Source organism: Mucilaginibacter sp. P1_D10, from assembly GCF_056406215.1.
This window is the reverse complement of sequence record NZ_JBFUAP010000004.1, coordinates 54,700-74,166: the sequence shown is the minus strand read 5'-3', so window position 1 is coordinate 74,166 and position 19,467 is coordinate 54,700. Positions and strand designations below refer to the sequence as shown.

Below are 19,467 nucleotides of genomic sequence, written 5' to 3'. Positions count from 1 at the left end.
CGTTCATCAAATGTAGCGAAAACCAAAACATTTTCGACCTAAAAAATCAATCATTAAACAACGTAATTAAAGTTTTACTTTGGAGACAATGGATAACATGGCAATTTACCCGGCTGGCGAAAGGCTACCAGATGAGCTAAAGAAATTCGACCCGGAAATACTGCGCTTGGCTTACGACGGTTCCGAAAAATAAGGCGGTGCCGTTTTTTGTTAATCTACCGCCACGTAAACCCTCGACTGGATGTCCTCAAAACTTTTACCGGCCACATCGTAAACATCAAAATCGGCAGTGTAGATGCGGCCTTCCGCAGCGGCCCAAATGTGCTGCCAGGTGGCAGCGATGTTTGCCGGGAATTTTCCTTCTGGCGTGTAAACGTTGTACTTGCCCGGCGCAATAGCTTTGCCTGTAAATCCCTCGGGCAGGTATTCGATGGAGCTCACTTTGCAACCGAGAATTGCGGTATAGTAATCGGTATGATCCGATTCATAATCGGTATATACACAATAGAGTTCGCTGCCTTCCTTGTCTTCCAGTTTATCGGCCAGGTTCTCCTGGGTAAAGCGCTGCCAAAGGCTACCAATATCTTTATCGGCACGGCCCGCTTTATTAATAGTACGCACGGAGATGCCAGATACGAAAAACATGGGTAATTCTATTGTTTTAAAGTCCATTTGCTATATCACTATTTGTTATATTGATTTATAATTACACTAATTAACAGATTATTATATCATTTATATTAATAATCTATTTAAATATTTAACATGCGGAGGTACATTCCTAAACTCGGGCTTCGTAGCACCAGTTTGGGGTGCGCATCACTTTTTCATGCGCCCCGATGCCTCTGAAACCTTCATTGCCGCATCCGATTCCCATGCGGTGATAGTCCAGAACGTAGGTTCATAAAAAACGCATACGGCATAATAAATTCAATTCCGTGCTACTATTTCAGCTGCTATCGCCTTTATCCTGGCCTTCACGAAATCCGGGCTCACGATTTCGGACTGGTCGCCGTAGGTCATAAACCAGCGTACGAAACCCTCTACCGACATGGTGAGGAAGGTCATCTCCACCTGGTTCTCCAGCTGAACTTCAGACACGAAGCCGTTGTAGTATTTCTGATCAGACAGGTATCGCACCATTTCATTGTCTACCCGCATTACGATAGTTTCCAGCCTGTGTTCTGAGGCTGTTTGAGCGATATAGCTTTTTAGCGTGGGATGCTTGCCCTCAAAGGTGTGTTCGGTTTCGGCCAGGGAACGGATACGGTCTGCACGAAAGTCGCGGTAATCCTGCCGCATACGGCAAAAGGCAATAAGGTGCCAATAACCGTTCAGGTAAAATATACCTACCGGTTCCACCTCGCGCTTGGTTTTCTCCTGGCTGTAGCCGGCCATATAATCTATGTAAAGCACCTTCTTATTGGCAATAGCGCCAAGGATGGGCTGTAGGTGGTCGTTATTGTTGATGCGCCGTTGGGTTTGGCTTTTAAGTACTTCTATGCTGGCATCCATGCTTTCCAACAGGTCTTTCTCTGCTGTTTTGAGGATGGCCCGCACCTTGTACATGGCCGATTTATGCTGCGCTGCGGTTGAAGCATCGGTCATCTTCTCCACAAATTTTTCGGCCGTCAGAAAAGCGGTGGCTTCCTCGCGGGTAAACATAATGGGCGGCAGGCGGTAACCATCTACCAGGGAATATCCTACTCCGGCCTCGCCGATAACCGGGATGCCGGCTTCTTCCAACGAGCGCACATCACGGTAAACCGTACGCAGGCTGATGCCGAACCGTTCGGCAATATCACTAGCCTTCACCACCCTGCGCGATTGCAGTTGGATGAGTATTGCGGAGATGCGGTCGATGCGGTTCATACCTCAAAATAAACAAAATTAAACTAATTTGCGCCGAACAGAGTTTAATAATTATGAGCGCAAACGACAACGATAAAATTATCACTTTCGAGAGCTATTACGACCCCATGCTGGCCCACATCATCCAAACACGACTGGAAGACAGCGGCATCTCCTGCTTTATTGCCAATGAGAACATTCTGGCAGCCCAGCCATTTTATAACCAGGCAACCGGCGGCATCAAGATAAAGATATTCGAGCGCGATCTGGAACGTGCCCGCGAGATACTGGCGGAGGATAATGAATTGGAGGAGTAAGTTGAAAAGTCAGATGTTTAAAAGACTGAAAATTGAAGACCAGAAGCTTAAGCTTAAAGAGATTGTATTAAAAACCTTATTCCCCATGGACAGAAAGTGATATTGGATGCAATGGTTTTTTGCGCAAATATAACACTCAGCAACAACACTGGTGGTGACACCATTTTGACACCATTTTGAAATTTTCAAACAACTGATTAGGAACACATTAACAGTGTTCACGGTGTTCACACTGCGCCGCGTGAACACTTAATGAACACTTTTGGCGGTTTGCTTTCCCGACTTTTAGGTTAGGCTTTGAACCCCAAGCCTCAAAAGGTAGTGACATAAACCTGACTTCTGTATCAAAACCGATACAAAAGCAGGTATTTTTACCTGTTTATTATATATTAGCCTTATGATTGATCGCCGTAAATTCATTAAAGCAACCGCCGCAAGTGCTTCATTAGCAGCTATATCTCAATACAGTTTAGCAAAGCCCGCAATTAATAAGGCAAGCGAAGCCGCAGGCGGTGGCTTTCCTGTTGTAATTTCTACCTGGGATTTTGGTATCGCGGCTAACAAAGAAGCCTGGAAAACCCTTGCAGCGGGCGGCCGGGCGCTTGATGCCGTAGAAGCGGGCGTAAAAATACCCGAGGCCGACATGAAAAACCACACCGTGGGCCGCGCCGGTTACCCCGACCGTGACGGGTACGTTACTTTAGATGCCTGCATTATGGACGAATTCGGCAACTGCGGTTCGGTGGCCGCCATGGAGGATATCGCCCATCCTATTTCGGTAGCGCGTTTGGTGATGGAAAAAACTCCCCACGTAATGCTGGTTGGCGATGGCGCAAGTCAGTTTGCGGTAGAACAAGGCTTCAAACGCGAGAAACTCCTCACCCCCGAATCTGAAAAAGAATGGAAGAAATGGCTGGTAAAGGCCGAGTATTCACCCCAGATAAACATAGAAAACGGCTCGCGCCGCCCCGGCGGCAAATACAATCACGATACCATCGGTATGCTGGCTTTAGATGCCAAAGGAAACATCAGCGGGGCCTGCACCACCAGCGGCATGGCTTTTAAACTGCACGGCCGCGTAGGCGACAGCCCCATCATAGGTGCAGGCTTATATGTAGATAACGAAGTGGGCGGCGCGACATCAACCGGCGTTGGCGAGGAAGTAATACGCAACGTGGGCAGCTTTCTGGTGGTAGAACTGATGCGCCAGGGCCTGTCGCCCGAGGATGCTTGCAAGGAGGCTGTGAATCGCATCATCCGTAAAAAACCAGAGACTGCCAAGAAAATACAGGTTGGCTTTTTGGCCATCAATAAAAAAGGCGAGTACGGCGCATATGCTATACAGGAGGGCTTCTCTTTCGCGGTATGCAACGCCGATAAACAAGATTTGCTCATCCCCGGCAAAAGTTTTTATACGGACGAGAAGAAGTGATTTGGTTCATGGATCATAGTTGATAGTTCATAGCCGAAGTTTTACCTTTGCTAAGCTACGATGAACTACGGGCCATTACCTACTAACGTAGCTATGAACCATGAACCATTAACTATGATCCAACTTGAAGTTTGCTCCAATTCGGTAACATCGGCATTGGCGGCCCAGGAGGGTGGTGCAGTGCGGGTGGAGCTTTGCGAGAACCTTGCTGAAGGCGGCACTACCCCATCGTACGGGCAGTTGCTGTTGGCCCGAAAACTTTTACATATCCAACTTTTTGTGCTGATACGCCCCCGCAGCGGCGATTTCCTGTACTCCGACCTGGAATACGAGGTAATAAAAGCTGATGTGCGCAACTGCATAGAAGCAGGAGCCGACGGCATCGTGATTGGCATCATGAACGCCGATGGCACCATTGATAAACCGCGCTGCCTGGAACTGGTGCGGATGGCCAAGCAATTCGGGCTGGGCGTAACGTTCCATCGGGCTTTCGATATGTGTGCGGATCTTTATCAGTCGCTGGAAGACATAATAGAACTGGGTTGCGACCGTATCCTCACCTCAGGCGGCAAAAGCACTGCCATGGAGGGCGCCAATACGTTAAACCATCTGGTAGAGAAAGCGGCGGGCCGCATAGCCATTATGGCCGGAAGCGGGGTTAACCCAAATAATGTTGGCGATTTGGTTCACTTTACCAAAGTTACCGAAGTGCACAGCTCGGCCCGCATCAGCATCCCCGGTAAGATGGAATACCAAAACGACCATATCCTGCTTAGCAACGGCCTTAAAGACGAATATGGTATTGATGTTACCGGGGTTGAAGTGGTGAAAGCCATTATCGCGGCAGCAAATAGCTAAATCAAAAATGGGAACCGAGGAATTTACCTACAGCAAATTAGTAGGATGGAGTGGAGCAGTTCTTACGTTTTTTGCTATTATAATCTTTGCGTTCGCCATCGATTTTGATAAGATTGAATCCATCCTTTATATTGGTGCCGTAGAAATAGCTCTTATATCGTTTTTAATTTATTTCTGCATGAAATGCCTCATCCCCGCCCTGAGAAACGAAGTAGCACTTAGGCTTGACGACCAAAAACTCGAATATGACGTTACAGACACGGTTATATACTGGCGGGATGTAACAGAAATATCATGGAGGTATAGAAGGTTCAGCACCAATCTTTCATTTAAAATGGCAGGTGATGGTAAAACCTTAGATATAAGCATTTCGTGGCTATTTGCCGACAACCGCGAGTTATTTGATACTGTGCAAAAGTATTTAAAACAAGCAAAAAATACCTCAAAGAAATTGTAGCCCAACTATTATTAATTAATTAATTAATTGCCTATACCAATAACCGGCCCGGAGCTTGTAAAAAGTATTATTGCGGTAGCAATGGTTAATTTCGGCCAGTTTTTTCTTATACATCTAACAAGTTAAAAATGCCTAAACCAATAAAGAAAGCCATTGTATGTGCAGCGGTAGCATTCACATTTTCATTAATCACGGTTCAGCAATCCAATGCCCAATCTAAATTCGAATCGCTCAGCTTTCAGTTAGACAGTGTTGCAAAGAAGAACAACATTCCGGGGCTGGCGGTTGTGTTGGTAAATCAAAAACAGGTTATTTATAAAGGAGCATGGGGCTATGCTGATGTGGAAGCGAAACAGCCTTACAACGCAAACACCATCCAGAATATCGGGTCGGTAAGTAAGAGTTTTATTGCTTTGGCTATCATGAAGGCGGTAGAACTAAAATATTTTACGCTGGATACGGACATTAATGATCTGCTTCCTTTCAAGGTATCAAACCCAAACCACCCGTCCGAAAAAATAATGGTTAGGCAATTAACCACGCATACTTCGGGCATCCTGGATAACCCGGCCATCTACCCTGCTTCGTACAGGTTCGGCAGTGATACACTTCAGGCAAACCCAAAGGTGATGCAGGCGCTGCGGTCCTTAGGGTATAACTCATCTGTAAAAGACTCCTCTATGAAGAGCTTTTTTTATAATTACCTGTGCGATAAAGGCAAGTACTACGGCAAACAAAACTTCGACCCGGATGGCGCAGGCAAGAATTACGATTACAGCAATATCGGCTCGGCTTTGGCTGCTTATCTTATCGAAATCAAATCGGGTATGAGTTATGCGGACTTTGCTAACAAGTATATCCTCCATCCGTTGAAAATGAAAAGCTCGGGCTGGTTCCTCAACACAATCGATATAAAACAGCACGCCGGCTTGTACTATAGCGGGCTAAAAATACCGCTATATCAACTGCTTACTTATCCCGATGGCGGGCTAAGGACTTCAGCCAGTGACCTCAGCAAATACCTGATAGCTATGATAAACGGTTATAACGGGCAATCGAAATTGGTAAAAGCAGGCCTTTTCAAAGAAATCTTCAAACCGCAGTTCGACAAGGCCCATGCGCCCGGCAAAATAAATATGGCTAATCGTAATAAGGGGCTTTTTTGGAACCTGTTCAGCGATGGCACCATCGGCATAGATGGCGACGACCCCGGCGTAAGCACCTACCTTTTTTTCAACCCAACTACCGGCAAGGGCGGCTTATTTATTTGCAATACTTTTTTGCCTGATAAACAACCCATCATCAAACTATTGACCGAGGCTGTGGCGAACGCCAATTAAACTAAGGTGCAGAAAGGAGCACACTTGCTTACTTCAGATTTGGTAGTGGGCAATCCTCGGAAAGCAGAGCCGCTTAGCAAATCCGCTCTGCTTAGTGCACCTACTTGCCGATGATTGCCACGCTATCGCTCGCAAGGACGATGCGGCGACTCCCTAAAATATACTTACCGGCAATACCAGTTCTATCCTGTTTTTGCCGTTTCCACCAAACAAGTCATCATCCAGCAAATAACTGTACCGTATGCCGAAGGAGATGGCTGCCTGGTTGAATATCTTCCCATCGAAAAACAAGGCTGCCCCGGCCGAGCGGAAATTGGCGTTGAAAGGTTTACCGTTGAGCAGGAAGCTGCCGTCGGTGGCGTGGGTGTGGTCGTAAAACAGGTAGCCGCGTACGCGCAGCAGGTAAGCCAGGTTGCCGAAACCCGCATCCGGGTAGGCTATCGGGAAATGATAGCTCAGGCCGTACTTCTGCATCTTATCCAAACTTTCGGCGGTATAACCTTTGGAGAAAGGGAAATCATTTGAGAAGCCGATGCTGTTATCCTTTCCCTTTTGCTGATAAGCGCCGCTGATAACCAGGCTATGGTTTACAGAGAAACCGGGGAAATAAAGTGAACCTGTGCCCAAAAATTGTGTGGCACTGAGGCCCGCAATGGCGGTTTTATAATTCAGGCTGATGCTTTGCGCCAGCCGAGGGTTTATTTGTTGTTTGGCCTGCTGTATTTGGTTACTGAAGCTGATGTAGTTATTGAGGTAAGTGTAGTGCCTGTCGGCAAACTGGCTGCGGAACGCTTCCTGGAAACGACGCTGGCTGTAATACACATCGCTGCCGAAATCCAGGAAAGTGGATGTTTTGCCGGCCGTGAAATCGAGCGGCACTTCCAGTCCGGCATGCAGGTCGGTTTCATTGAAATAGATTTTATTGCCTTTGTAGAAGCCCCGCCTGTCGAAGGTATAATTGGCACCCGCCGAGATGTATGGGAACAGCGCACCGTAAATGCCGGTGTAGCCAATGCGTTTATACCCCTCATCGCGGTTATAATTAAAGGAGAGGCGCGATTGGAAAGTATTCAGCACATTCTCTCCCGCCAGCTCCAGCGAGTAATTTGGGTCGTTGAGATTAGGGAAGATACTGTGGAAATTGAACAGTCCGTGCGCCTTGCTGTATCTGGTAACGGTAAGCGGCGTATTGGGCACGGACGTAAGGAGGTTGGCGGCGGAATCCTGGCTTAATTTGCTGATGCCAATATTGGATAAGGGTTCCGCCTCGCTCAACGGCGTTTCATTGAGGTCATTTTCCGACCAGGTGCCCTCCAGAATATTGTAACCATAGGGAGTGAAACCTACCCACGCCACCTTAGAATTAGTTACAGTCGGTTGGTATGAGCCTATTACCGCACTCATATTCCCTTCGCTTGTATCCTTCAAAAATACCTTGCCGGTTTTTAGCGAGAGCACGAACAGTTTATCATATGCCCCACTTGTTTTACTGAAAATAACCCTGTCGTTACTCACCGCAATAAACCCAATAGGCTCAAAACTCAACGGGGTAAAATATTTAACCGCTCCGGTTTTTATGTCAACCGATGCCAGCGCCATCTGCCCTTTTTGGTTACGCACAGCAGTTATTATCTTATCATCGCCATAAAATTTAGGGTAAGTGTAAAACAGGTTATCAAGATTTGGAACAGCCGTAAGCAATTTACCGTCTCCGGCGTCCAATAAGTGCAGGGTGCTCTTCCCCGTCGGCTCTACATCTACTGCTACTATTGTTTTACCATCATCACTAAACGCCGGCGAAAAATACTTGGTTTTGCGGGTAATACGGCGTTCTTTGCCTGTATTGATATCCAGCACCACCAGTTCATTGTAATTGCGATACCCCCAGCGCAGATCGGGGCGGTATGCGGCATAAACCACTTTACCGTTGTGGTAAGTAAAATAATTATCCGTAGTAATATCCTGCACAACAAGAGCGCGATCTTTATCCTTACTTCGTATCACAAATTCGGGGATGTGATTGTAAGTTGTTTTTAAATAAATAAGCGTGCTATCGTTGATGTAGCTGGGGTATTCCTCATGCGCAACAAAATGTCCGCGCGGGTTGTCATCTATTATTTGGTCGTTAGTAAACTGCTTTCTGAAATGCACAAACGCGCTATCCCTGAAGACCTTATAGTTTTTCCCCGAGTATTTTTTTATCGCATTCTGAAATGGATAAAAACCGGTTTTAAAAGCCGCTGCATCATGCGTAACCTTTCCCCAGAAATCGCTGCCGTACGTTTCGCGGCCATAGGCTACCATCATATAGCCTAGGGGGTAATGGTCGGGCACGAAATCCACGTAGGATCCGTTGCGCAGTTTCATCCAGCTATAATCTTTTCCGGCTGCCCATAGCGCACGGAAGCCGTTATAAAAATACGGCAACCTGCCCCTGCCCTGTTTGCTCACCAGCGTTTCGTTGTAAACAGCATCGCCTTCAAAGAACCAGTTGGGGATAGAAAGGTCGTTACCCAGCGCCTGCCCGCCCTCGCCGAAAACTACGCGCAGCGCATGTGAAAGCCCCACATTGAAATTGTTGTATTGCTGCACATGCCTGAATTCGTGGATGGCCAATTGCCCCGGCCAGTACAAACTACCGATCTCAAAGCTGTTCTGCGAAGGCATCAAATAAAACTCGCTACGGAAAGGCGCTAAGCCAACGTATGCGTTTGATATAGTTGTTTGGTTTTGCAGAACGATGCTTACTTGCTTTTGCTTATAACCTATGCTTCGTTTTATCTGCGGGTTAATGTATTGGATGATATTAGCCACCTGCATAGCTGCCGAATCCATCCCCTCGGGGAAGATTACTTTTGTTGCCGGGGTGTTTACCTGCTTCCATTTGATAGATGGCGGGTTGCCGCCGAACTGCTGAGCCATTGCGGAAGTAGCAGTAATGAGCAACAGTAGAAGGGTTTGGCAGAAGCGGTTTATCATTGGGGTGAAAGTAGGAAAAATTGTGTGATGCCGATGTTAGGAGAAGCTTTTTTTGACAAAGCTCGTCACATCGTCCTTGCGAGGAGCGAAGGGCGGCCCTGAGAGTAGGGCGACGCGGCAATCATCGGCAAGCAGGTCGGATTAGCAAAGCGGCTCTGCTTGCCGAGGATTGCCACGCTATCGCTCGCAACGACGCGGTTGTATGCAAATCCGAAATCCAAATGACATTTCCTGCCTCAAAACCACGTACATTTGCCCTTTGTTACCGATACATCATGGCTAAAGTTTCTATCAACCTGGCAACAGGCTCTATACAAAAAGAAGATATCATCGTGGGGATTGACCTGGGTACCACCAACTCGCTGGTAGCCTTTATCGACCCGGACAAGAACCCCAAAGTAATCAACGATACCGGCAAAGGTGTCTTAGTGCCATCAGTAGTGCACTTTGGCCCAACGGGTGATATCACAGTAGGCAACGAAGCCAAAGAATATCTGATAACCGACCCGCAGAACACCGTATTTTCGGTAAAGCGCCTTTTGGGCCGCTCTTATGCCGATGTAAAGAATTATCAAAACTTCTTCTCCTACAAAATTATCGACGACGATACCGAAAGCCTCGTAAAAATAAAGGTGGGCGATAAGTTTTACACCCCTATCGAACTATCGGGGCTTATCCTGAAAGAACTGAAGGCTCGTGCCGAACATGCGCTGAAAACCCCGGTGAACCGTGCGGTGATCACCGTGCCTGCTTACTTTAACGATTCGCAACGACAGGCAACAAGGGATGCCGGCAAGCTGGCCGGGCTTGATGTTTTACGCATCGTAAACGAACCAACCGCTGCCAGCCTGGCCTACGGCATCGGACTTAACCCCGAAGAAACCAAAACTGTTGCCGTTTACGATTTAGGCGGCGGCACTTTCGATGTTTCGATATTGCAGATACAGAACGGTATATTCGAGGTATTATCTACCAACGGCGATACCTTTTTAGGGGGTGACGATTTCGACCGCGCCATTGCTGATTACTGGATAGAAAAGAACAATATAGATAAAGCCAAGCTTGCCGATAACCGCGAGCTTACCCAGCAACTGCGTTTGAAAGCCGAGGAAGCTAAGAAAGCATTCGCTCACCAAAGCCTTTTTAATGAAAAGATAGGCGACATTTGGTGCACTATAGACCGCAATACCTTCGAGGAATTGATATTACCTAAAGTGCAGCAAACCATCACCGCCTGCCAAAATGCTTTGACTGATGCTAAACTAACCGTCAAAGATATTGATGAAGTAATTATGGTGGGCGGCAGTACCCGTACCGCTTTGGTGAAGAAAATGGTCGCCGAGTTTTTTGGTCGCCCGGTGCATGATGATGTGAACCCGGATGAGGTGGTCGCTCTTGGTGCCGCTATACAAGCCGACGTTTTGGCCGGCAACCGCAGCGATATTTTACTGCTTGATGTTACCCCGCTGTCCCTTGGCATCGAAACCATGGGCGGTTTGATGGATACCATCATCCCCCGCAATAGCAAGATACCCACCAAGGCGGGCAGGCAATACACCACCAGCAAAGATGGGCAGGTGAACATGAAAATTGCCGTTTACCAGGGCGAGCGCGATTTGATAAAAGAGAACCGCAAACTGGCCGAATTCGAGCTGAAAGGCATACCCGCCATGCCGGCAGGTTTCCCTAAGGTGGATATCAACTTTATTTTGAATGCCGACGGTATATTGAAAGTGCAGGCCATCGAACTACGCAGCGGTGTTAAACAGGAAGTAGAAGTAAAACCCGCCTACGGTATTAACGACGAACTGGTAGAGAAAATGCTGATAGACAGCATCACTAACGCAAAAGATGACGTTGCAGCCCGCATGCTGATAGAAGCCAAAACCGAAGGCGAGCAGATGGTGTACCAGGTGGAGCGTTTCGTGGAGAAGAACGGCAGCTTGCTGGATGAAGCAGAGATAGCGCAAACGAAACAATATGTTACCAACCTGCAGGTAGCATTAGGAACCGAAGATAAAGACCTGGTACACGCCAAGATCGACGAACTGAACAACTTCACCCGCCCCTTTGCCGAGCGCGTGATGGATATTGCCATCGGCACTGCGATGAAGGGGAAGAGCGTGGAGTAAGCCAGCAGGTGTTCCACTTTGAATGTGGAACACTTATTTTTAAATTAGTGCTGATTATCAAATGGTTGCAGTTTTTCCTGGGACACTTTGGAACGCCCCCGAACTTTAGGTAAGGCACACAATTACCTTACTATTAATAAGTTATATAAAAACAACAAGAACAAGTGGAACACTTTTTCCGCGGAAAGTGGGACACCTTTAGGGCATAATCCGGCTATGGGTTTACACTTTATTTAGTCCCATTTAACTATCACTAACGTATCCCAACTCCTGAAACTAAGGCCATGCAAGGGTAGTATCCTTGCAACGAAAATCACCGTGAATTTCAAAAAATATTGCTGAATCTGAGCAAACCTAACGCTATATTGCGCGTTAATACCATCCAACGCAAACACACTTGAAAAACACCTTCCGCCTGCTGCTTATCGTTTTCGCAGCCTCTGTAACTTCCGCATCCGCACAGGTCACCGTTAAAGATACTACCTTAAAAGTGACCGTTAAGGATACCACCTTAAAACCCACCCTCGATACCGCCCGTTACGACTCATTGATGGCCCGCATGGCCAATGGCGACAAACGCTGGCCGGTTAAACATGCTCCTTACCCCCTGCCCGGCGCCATACTTCCCTTTAACCGTATAGTGGCCTATTACGGCAATATGTACTCCAAAAATATGGGTGCCCTTGGCCAGTACGAACCCGTTGAAATGCGCCGCAGGCTAATGGCCGAAGTAAAAACCTGGCAAGCTGCAGATACGCTCACGCCTGTAGTCCCCGCTTTGCATTATATATGCGTAACCGCCCAGGCCGAAGCCGGCCGCAACGGCCTCCACAATCTGCGCATGCCCTTTAGCCAGATAGATAAGGCTATAGAAATGGCCAAGCCTATAAACGCATTGGTGTTTTTAGATATACAGGTGGGCTTCAGCACCGTACAGACTGAACTACCCAAACTGGAGAAATATTTGAGGATGCCCAACGTGCATTTCGGTATCGACCCGGAATTTTCCATGAAAGAGGGTAGCGTACCGGGCAAACGCATCGGCACTTTCGATGCGGCAGACATCAACTACGTGAGCGATTACCTCAGCAAGCTTTGCATCAAATACAACCTGCCGCCTAAAATATTCGTGGTGCACCGTTTCACCAAGCGTATGGTGACCAACTATAAGGATATCAAGCTGCGCGAGAACGTACAGTTCGTAATGGATATGGATGGCTGGGGCCCGCCCGAACTAAAGAAAGGCACTTACAAATACTTCGTGCAAGGCGAACCGGTACAGTTCACCGGCTTTAAACTGTTTTACAAAAACGATATCAAGAATGCACCAAACCGCATGCTTACCCCAAAAGAGGTACTTAGCCTGAAGCCCGCACCGCTTTATATACAGTATCAATAATAATACGAATTGAGTGAACACGAATTCCACGAATTACGCTCAATTAACACAAAACAGACTCGTAATAATAGCCCAATTCCGCAGCAAAATTTGTGGAATTCGAAGTCAGTTTATTCAATTGAGTGAACACGAATTCCACGAATTAAGCTCAATTAACACAAAACAGATTCGCAATAATGGCCCAGTTCCGCAGCTAAAATTCGTGAAATTCGATTCAATTCGAACAATTCGTGTTTATTCAATTCCACTAATTACGCTCAAATAACACAAAACAGATTCGTAATAATGGCCCAATTCCGCAGCTAAAATTCGTGAAATTCGATTCAATTCGAACAATTCGTGTTTATTCAATTTTCGGCTTCGTCCTATTTAATAAAAAGAAAGGCTCTGTGCCTCTCTGCGCGTTCTCTGCTCACTCTGTGGTTAAAAATCGGCTTGCTAATTTGCCCATGTCCGTCATCCTAAAATCAAATCCTCACTTTTTTCAAATAAATTCTACTAATCCCCTATAGTATGTATATATTTGGGGGTATAATAATGACAAACAAAAATTACATATATCAAACCAGATTCGTATATTGCTGTATGCAAGGCGATAAAGTGTGGTTGTAAGTATATGTAAATTAAAATATATGCCTCTTCAGCCACAGCGAAGGGGCTTTTTTATACTAAAACTAAATTAAATACTAATATGCAGAGCTTCAGGACCGAACTGGAGAATCCGATTGTGGAACAAGATATTATCGACCTTGAAAGGAAGATACGCGCGTTCCGCGAGGGTAAGATACACGATGAGAAGTTCCGCAGCCTGCGTTTAGCACGCGGCGTTTACGGCCAAAGGCAGCCCGGTGTGCAAATGGTGCGTATCAAATTACCTTTCGGTAAAGTCACTTTTAAGCAATTATTGAAGATTGCCGACATATCAGACGAGTACGGCAGCGGCAACCTGCACCTCACCACCCGCCAGGATATCCAGATACATTACGTAAGCCTCGATCGCACCCCACAGCTTTGGGCCGAACTTGAGCGCGACGATATCACCCTGCGCGAAGCCTGCGGTAACACTGTGCGTAACGTAACCTCGTCCCCTACTTCGGGCATCGACCCAAAGGAACCGTTTGATGTTTCGCCTTATGCCGATGCAATGTTCCGCTACTTTTTACGGAACCCCATCTGCCAGGAAATGGGCCGTAAGTTTAAGATATCCTTCTCGTCAAGCGATGAGGATACAGCTTTCTCCTATATTCACGATTTAGGCTTTATCCCGAAAGTAAACGAGAACGGCGAACGCGGCTTTAAAGTAATGCTGGGCGGCGGCCTTGGCGCGCAGCCTTTACTGGCCAGTCCGGTAGAAGATTTCCTGCCCGAAGATCAGCTTATCCCTTACGCCGAAGCCATTATCCGCGTGTTCGACCGCCATGGCGAGCGTAATAACCGCAACAAGGCCCGTTTAAAATATTTGATTCAAAAGATTGGTTTGGAGGAAGTTCTGCGTTTGGCTAAAGAAGAACGCATCGCCATAAAAGTAAAAACCTTCAAAATAGATCGCGATACAGTACCTGTTCCGGCTTTGCCTGAAACTGCTGAGTATCCCGAAATAGAAATTACTAACCCCTTCCGCTACGAGCAATGGCTGGCTACCAACGTTTTCGAACAGAAGCAAGAGGGTTTCTTCGGCGTATATATTAAAGTGCCGGTTGGCGATATCCCTACCGATGTTGCCCGTAAACTGGTTGATGCCATCCGCCCCTACGTTGGCGATGAGATACGCATCACCCAAAACCAGGGCCTGCTATTAAAATTCATCCGCAAAGAGGCTTTACCGGCATTGTACGAGGGCCTTAACGCCCTTGATTTTGCCACACCGGGCTTCGATAGTATTGCCGATGTTACTACCTGCCCCGGCACCGATACCTGTAACCTGGGCATCAGCAACAGCATGACCATGGCCAGGGTGTTGGAAGACCTCATCTACAACGAATACGAGGACTTTATTTACAACCGTGAGATCAAGATAAAAATTAGTGGCTGCATGAACAGCTGCGGCCAGCATGGCCTGGCGCATATCGGCTTCCACGGCAGTTCGCTAAAAGCGGGTGCCAAAGTACTGCCCTCTGTACAGGTAATGCTGGGTGGTGGCACGGTAGGCAACGGCGAAGGCCGCGCGGCCGATAGGGTTATTAAAGTTCCATCGAAACGGGCAACACATGCTTTGCGTGCCGTGCTGGACGACTACAAAGCATTCGCAGAAGAAAACGAAACCTACCATGCTTACTACGACAGGCAGGGTAAGGATTACTTTTACCGCCTGTTAAAACCGTTGGCAGATTTAACCACCCTAACCGACGATGAGTTTGTTGACTGGGGTCACCAGGAAACTTACGTAAGCGCCATTGGCGTAGGCGAATGTGCCGGCGTAATCATCGATTTGGTTGCTACTTTACTGTTCGAAAGTGAAGAAAAACTGGGCTGGGCAAACGGCGCCTACGCAAAAGGTTTGTGGAGCGATGCTATTTATCATTCTTACAACACCATGATCAGCGCGGCTAAGGCTTTATTGCTGGATAAAGGCGTAAACAGCAGCACGCAAACAGGCATCATCAAAGAATTTGATAACAACTACGTGGCCAGCGGCGAGTTTACCTTAGCAGGAACCTTTAACGACCTGGTGCTGCAAATAAACAAGAACGAACCATCCGAGGCGTTTGCTACCGCCTATTTACAACAGGCGGCAACATTCCTGCAATCGGTAAAAGATAAAAGAGAGGCAGTATTGCAATCATGATACAAACGCAAACAAAAACTACTGTAAAAGAGCCACGCATTACCTTAGTGGGCGCTGGCCCCGGCGATGCCGAGCTTATTACCATAAAAGGCATCAAAGCCCTGCAAACCGCTGATGTGGTTTTGTACGATGCCCTGGTGAACGAAGAATTATTGGAGTTTGCCCCGGAGCATGCTACAAAAGTGTATGTGGGCAAACGGAGCGGCGATCATTCTTTCTCGCAGGAGAACATCAATAAACTGATGATTGATTATGCCCTGAACTATGGCCACGTTGTCCGCTTAAAAGGCGGCGACCCATTCGTATTCGGTCGCGGATACGAGGAATTGGACCATGCAGCAGATTACAGCATCCCTGCGCAGGTTATACCGGGTATATCAAGCTCCATCGGCGTACCCGGCTTGCAAGGCATCCCTGTAACACACCGTGGCCTTAGCGAAAGCTTTTGGGTAGTAACCGGCACCACCAGCGATGGCCAAATATCTGCCGACCTGTACGCCGCCGCCAAAACCAACGCTACCATAGTAGTATTGATGGGCATACACAAACTGGCCAAAATTGCAGAGATATTTAAGGCCGAAGGCAAACACAGGTTGCCCGTTGCCGTAATACAAAGCGGTACTACCAATAACGAAAAAGTAGTAGTCGGTACCGTGAACACCATTGTGGAGGCAGCCGAAGATAACGGCATTACCTCCCCTGCCTTAATTGTTTTTGGCGAAGTGGTTTCTTTACATCCAAATTTTCAGCTCATCAGGGAATTTTATGACATCGTTGCCCAGGAATAATCATATAACGGACGTTCCGCCGCAAAAAACAGAGGGTAACCAATTGTTCCCTGTGTTTTTAAAGCTGAATAACCTGCATACCGTGCTTATTGGCGGCGGCAATGTTGGCCTGGAAAAGCTGACGGCCATGCTGAACAATAGCCAGGAAGCGGCCGTAACCGTTATTGCAAAAACTTTTCTGCCGCAGATAGAGGCGCTGGCAGCCGGTACTCCAAAGCTGGCTCTCATCAAAAAAGCATTTGCAGATACCGATCTGGACAACGCCGACCTTGTTATTGCTGCAACCGACGATGCAGAACTAAACGCGTACATCCGCCAGTCGGCGCATGATCGTAAGCTGCTTATCAACGTAGCCGATAAACCCGAGCTTTGCGACTTTTACCTCGGCTCTATCGTGCAAAAGGGCGACCTCAAGATAGGTATCTCTACCAACGGCAAATCGCCAACGGTAGCCAAACGCCTTAAAGAAGTTTTCAGTGATGCATTGCCCGATGAGTTGGATGTTACGTTACAGCACATGAGCGAAATAAGGAACAAACTTTCCGGAGATTTTGCGCATAAGGTTGAAGAACTTAACCGTGTTACCGCTGTGCTGGTAGGCGGCAAAACTCCCCCAAGCAACAATGCGTTAAAACTGGTGGTGTGGAGTACATTTGTGGCTTTCCTGGCTATTACTATTACATCGCTTTGGTTAAAAGAGCCAAGGTTTCAATCATTCGTAGAAAATATCAATCCGCAGTTTTATTACTTTTTAGGTGCAGGCTTTGTTTTTGCGATGATTGATGGTGCTATCGGCATGTCATACGGGGTAACTTCAACAACTTTTTCATTGTCGATGGGGGTCCCTCCCGCTTCTGCAAGCATGGGTGTACATCTATCCGAGATTATGAGCAACGGTATCGCCGGCTGGATGCATTACCGCATGGGCAACGTAAACTGGAAATTGTTCCGGTTATTATTGTGGCCCGGCATAATTGGCGCTGCAACTGGTGCGTATTTGGTGTCTTCTTTAGAACATTATGCCGTTTACACCAAACCGGCTGTATCCCTTTATACTTTAATATTAGGCTTTGTTATCCTGTCAAAAGCTATCAACATCAACCGCAAACGCACATCGGCCAAAATTAAAAACATAGGCCTTTTGGGGCTGGGAGGTGGTTTTATCGATGCCGTCGGTGGCGGTGGCTGGGGCTCGATTGTCTTGTCAACTCTTATTGCAGGTGGCCGCCATCCGCGTTTTTCGCTGGGCACGGTAAAACTGTCCCGCTTTTTTATTGCGCTGGTTAGCTCGGCCACTTTTATATTAATGCTAAATGGGAAACATTGGGAAGCGGTGGCAGGGCTTGTTATTGGTAGTGCATTGGCATCGCCCATTGCGGCACGTATCTCGAATAAAATATCGGCAAAAGCGATTATGTTTGCTGTATCGATTATTGTTATTTTAATAAGCTTACGCAGTGTTGGGCTATTTATATTCAAATTATTTTAAGTGGCAGATACTTCTTACATAGCGCAATTGATAGCAGGTAACCAACCTGTTGATGCCTTGCAGGCGTTGGCTGCGGAGTTCCCGGGCGAGATCGTGTTCTCTACCAGTTTCGGCTGGGAAGACCAGGTGATAACGCATATGATATTCGCCAACGATATCCCCATCAAAGTTTTCACGCTGGAAACCGGCCGCTTGTTCCCCGAAACTTACTATGTTTGGAACCGCACTATGGAAATTTACGGCAAACCCATCCACGCTTACTACCCCGAGCATACCGCTTTGGAGGCTATGGTGAACGCTAAGGGGCCAAACAGCTTCTACGAATCGGTAGAGAACCGTAAGCAATGCTGCGGCATCCGTAAGATAGAGCCACTGCATCGTGCCGTTGCGGGCAATAAATTGTGGGTAACCGGCATCCGTGCCGACCAAAGTGCCAACCGCGAAGACATGAGCAATGTGGAATGGGATAATGGCAACAACCTGTTCAAATACCACCCTATCTTCAACTGGACTTTAGAGGACGTAAAAGCATACATTAAACAATACAATATACCGTACAATACACTGCACGACAGAGGTTTCCCGAGCATTGGCTGCGCGCCATGCACCCGCGCCGTACAACCCGGAGAAGATTTCAGGGCCGGGCGCTGGTGGTGGGAAGACCAAAGTAAAAAAGAATGCGGCCTGCATGCAGTTGAACTAAATGATTTAAAGGAATGAGCAAATACCGGTTAGATTACCTGGACGAGTTAGAGGCAGAGGCCATATATATATTGCGCGAAGTAGCCGGGCAGTTCGAAAAACCTGCGCTGTTATTTTCGGGTGGAAAGGATTCTATTACCCTGGTGCACCTGGCTTTGAAGGCCTTCCGCCCGGGTAAATTCCCTTTCCCGCTGGTGCATATAGATACCGGGCACAATTTTGTGGAAACCATTACTTACCGCGATGATATGATTGCCCGCATTGGCGAAAAACTCATCGTAGGTCACGTACAAGATAGCATTGACGAAGGCAAGGTGATAGAGCAAAAAGGCAAAAACGCCAGCCGTAACGCTTTGCAAACCGTTACGCTGCTTGATACCATCGCCAAACACCAGTTTGATGCTTGTATAGGTGGTGCCCGCCGCGACGAGGAAAAAGCCCGCGCCAAAGAACGCATCTTTTCGGTGCGTGATGAATTTGGCCAATGGGACCCCAAACGCCAGCGCCCCGAACTTTGGAACATCTACAATGGCAAAATTCATAAAGGCGAAAACGTACGCGTGTTCCCGATAAGCAACTGGACGGAACTTGACGTATGGAACTATATACGCCGCGAGAATATCGCTTTGCCAACCATTTATTTTGCGCACCAGCGCGATTGCATTACCCGTAACGGTCAGCTAATGGCTGCATCGCCGTTTTTGAATATGGATGCGGATGATAAGATAGAAAACAAGAATGTACGCTTCCGTACCGTTGGCGACATGACCTGTACCGCGGCTGTAGAATCGTACGCCTTTGAAATAGATGATATTATCAACGAGATAGCATCTTCCAAAATAAGCGAACGTGGTGCCCGCATGGACGATAAAGTAAGCGAAGCCGCCATGGAAGAACGCAAAAAAGGGGGATATTTTTAAGGGTAACAGTCGGCGGTG

Annotated in this window: 15 protein-coding genes; 12 read left to right on the top strand and 3 right to left on the bottom strand. The window is 47.4% G+C overall.

Going from position 1 to position 19,467, the window contains the following annotated elements; translation table 11 throughout:
• Window positions 1-210: 210 nt before the first annotated feature.
• Both AC1DYT_RS07090 and AC1DYT_RS07085 read right to left on the bottom strand, forming a co-directional pair.
• Window positions 211-672, bottom strand: coding sequence for a GyrI-like domain-containing protein (locus tag AC1DYT_RS07090; protein WP_477468939.1), 462 nt, complete (start codon window positions 670-672; stop codon window positions 211-213).
• 258 nt (window positions 673-930) lie between these two features.
• Window positions 931-1,872, bottom strand: a complete 942-nt coding sequence (locus AC1DYT_RS07085; protein WP_477468938.1) for a helix-turn-helix transcriptional regulator — start codon at window positions 1,870-1,872, stop codon at window positions 931-933.
• 53 nt (window positions 1,873-1,925) lie between these two features.
• Between AC1DYT_RS07085 and AC1DYT_RS07080 the strand changes: the two genes are divergently transcribed.
• The 5 genes from AC1DYT_RS07080 to AC1DYT_RS07060 all read left to right on the top strand — a co-directional run bounded on the left by AC1DYT_RS07080 (window position 1,926) and on the right by AC1DYT_RS07060 (window position 6,255).
• Window positions 1,926-2,168 carry a putative signal transducing protein gene (locus tag AC1DYT_RS07080; protein ID WP_477468937.1) on the top strand — a complete coding sequence of 81 codons (243 nt, stop codon included), beginning with the start codon at window positions 1,926-1,928 and terminating at the stop codon, window positions 2,166-2,168.
• A gap of 397 nt (window positions 2,169-2,565) precedes the next feature.
• Complete coding sequence (locus AC1DYT_RS07075) at window positions 2,566-3,600, top strand: glycosylasparaginase (protein ID WP_477468936.1); 1,035 nt, start codon at window positions 2,566-2,568, stop codon at window positions 3,598-3,600.
• A gap of 114 nt (window positions 3,601-3,714) precedes the next feature.
• Window positions 3,715-4,458, top strand: coding sequence for a copper homeostasis protein CutC (locus AC1DYT_RS07070; protein ID WP_477468935.1), 744 nt, complete (start codon window positions 3,715-3,717; stop codon window positions 4,456-4,458).
• A 7-nt stretch (window positions 4,459-4,465) separates the two neighbouring features.
• Window positions 4,466-4,915, top strand: a complete 450-nt coding sequence (locus AC1DYT_RS07065) for a hypothetical protein (RefSeq protein WP_477468934.1) — start codon at window positions 4,466-4,468, stop codon at window positions 4,913-4,915.
• Between the two features lie 128 nt (window positions 4,916-5,043).
• Window positions 5,044-6,255 (top strand): serine hydrolase domain-containing protein, encoded by a 1,212-nt coding sequence (locus AC1DYT_RS07060; RefSeq protein ID WP_477468933.1) that lies wholly within the window; start codon window positions 5,044-5,046, stop codon window positions 6,253-6,255.
• Between the two features lie 153 nt (window positions 6,256-6,408).
• Here the strand turns inward: AC1DYT_RS07060 and AC1DYT_RS07055 are convergent, their stop codons facing one another.
• Window positions 6,409-9,234 carry a TolB family protein gene (locus AC1DYT_RS07055; RefSeq protein WP_477468932.1) on the bottom strand — a complete coding sequence of 942 codons (2,826 nt, stop codon included), beginning with the start codon at window positions 9,232-9,234 and terminating at the stop codon, window positions 6,409-6,411.
• Between the two features lie 275 nt (window positions 9,235-9,509).
• On the opposite strand from AC1DYT_RS07055, the gene hscA reads away from it, so the two are divergent.
• The 7 genes from hscA to cysD all read left to right on the top strand — a co-directional run bounded on the left by hscA (window position 9,510) and on the right by cysD (window position 19,449).
• On the top strand, window positions 9,510-11,366 hold the full coding sequence (gene hscA, locus AC1DYT_RS07050) for a Fe-S protein assembly chaperone HscA (protein ID WP_477468931.1): 1,857 nt from the start codon (window positions 9,510-9,512) through the stop codon (window positions 11,364-11,366).
• A 397-nt stretch (window positions 11,367-11,763) separates the two neighbouring features.
• The gene (locus AC1DYT_RS07045; protein ID WP_477468930.1) at window positions 11,764-12,765 is read left to right on the top strand and encodes a hypothetical protein; all 1,002 of its coding nucleotides are present in this window, start codon (window positions 11,764-11,766) and stop codon (window positions 12,763-12,765) included.
• 691 nt (window positions 12,766-13,456) lie between these two features.
• The gene (locus tag AC1DYT_RS07040; RefSeq protein ID WP_477468929.1) at window positions 13,457-15,550 is read left to right on the top strand and encodes a nitrite reductase; all 2,094 of its coding nucleotides are present in this window, start codon (window positions 13,457-13,459) and stop codon (window positions 15,548-15,550) included.
• Window positions 15,547-16,338, top strand: coding sequence for a uroporphyrinogen-III C-methyltransferase (gene cobA / locus AC1DYT_RS07035; protein ID WP_477468928.1), 792 nt, complete (start codon window positions 15,547-15,549; stop codon window positions 16,336-16,338). The genes AC1DYT_RS07040 and cobA overlap by 4 nt, the downstream gene beginning before the upstream one ends.
• Window positions 16,316-17,827: a TSUP family transporter gene (locus AC1DYT_RS07030; protein ID WP_477468927.1), complete on the top strand. Its 1,512-nt coding sequence runs from the start codon at window positions 16,316-16,318 to the stop codon at window positions 17,825-17,827. Before cobA ends, AC1DYT_RS07030 begins: the two co-directional genes overlap by 23 nt.
• A complete protein-coding gene (locus AC1DYT_RS07025) occupies window positions 17,828-18,547 on the top strand; it encodes a phosphoadenylyl-sulfate reductase (RefSeq protein WP_477468926.1) in 720 nt (239 codons plus the stop codon).
• A complete protein-coding gene (cysD, locus tag AC1DYT_RS07020; RefSeq protein ID WP_477468925.1) occupies window positions 18,544-19,449 on the top strand; it encodes a sulfate adenylyltransferase subunit CysD in 906 nt (301 codons plus the stop codon). Before AC1DYT_RS07025 ends, cysD begins: the two co-directional genes overlap by 4 nt.
• The last annotated feature ends 18 nt before the right edge of the window (window positions 19,450-19,467 follow it).

Coding starts and splice junctions, on each gene's coding strand:
- AC1DYT_RS07085 (WP_477468938.1), bottom strand. CDS start 1,872: ATGAACCGCATCGACCGCATCTCCGCAATACTCATCCAACTGCAATCG.
- hscA (WP_477468931.1), top strand. CDS start 9,510: ATGGCTAAAGTTTCTATCAACCTGGCAACAGGCTCTATACAAAAAGAA.
- AC1DYT_RS07070 (WP_477468935.1), top strand. CDS start 3,715: ATGATCCAACTTGAAGTTTGCTCCAATTCGGTAACATCGGCATTGGCG.
- cysD (WP_477468925.1), top strand. CDS start 18,544: ATGAGCAAATACCGGTTAGATTACCTGGACGAGTTAGAGGCAGAGGCC.
- AC1DYT_RS07075 (WP_477468936.1), top strand. CDS start 2,566: ATGATTGATCGCCGTAAATTCATTAAAGCAACCGCCGCAAGTGCTTCA.
- cobA (WP_477468928.1), top strand. CDS start 15,547: ATGATACAAACGCAAACAAAAACTACTGTAAAAGAGCCACGCATTACC.
- AC1DYT_RS07065 (WP_477468934.1), top strand. CDS start 4,466: ATGGGAACCGAGGAATTTACCTACAGCAAATTAGTAGGATGGAGTGGA.
- AC1DYT_RS07040 (WP_477468929.1), top strand. CDS start 13,457: ATGCAGAGCTTCAGGACCGAACTGGAGAATCCGATTGTGGAACAAGAT.
- AC1DYT_RS07090 (WP_477468939.1), bottom strand. CDS start 672: ATGGACTTTAAAACAATAGAATTACCCATGTTTTTCGTATCTGGCATC.
- AC1DYT_RS07055 (WP_477468932.1), bottom strand. CDS start 9,234: ATGATAAACCGCTTCTGCCAAACCCTTCTACTGTTGCTCATTACTGCT.
- AC1DYT_RS07030 (WP_477468927.1), top strand. CDS start 16,316: ATGACATCGTTGCCCAGGAATAATCATATAACGGACGTTCCGCCGCAA.
- AC1DYT_RS07080 (WP_477468937.1), top strand. CDS start 1,926: ATGAGCGCAAACGACAACGATAAAATTATCACTTTCGAGAGCTATTAC.
- AC1DYT_RS07060 (WP_477468933.1), top strand. CDS start 5,044: ATGCCTAAACCAATAAAGAAAGCCATTGTATGTGCAGCGGTAGCATTC.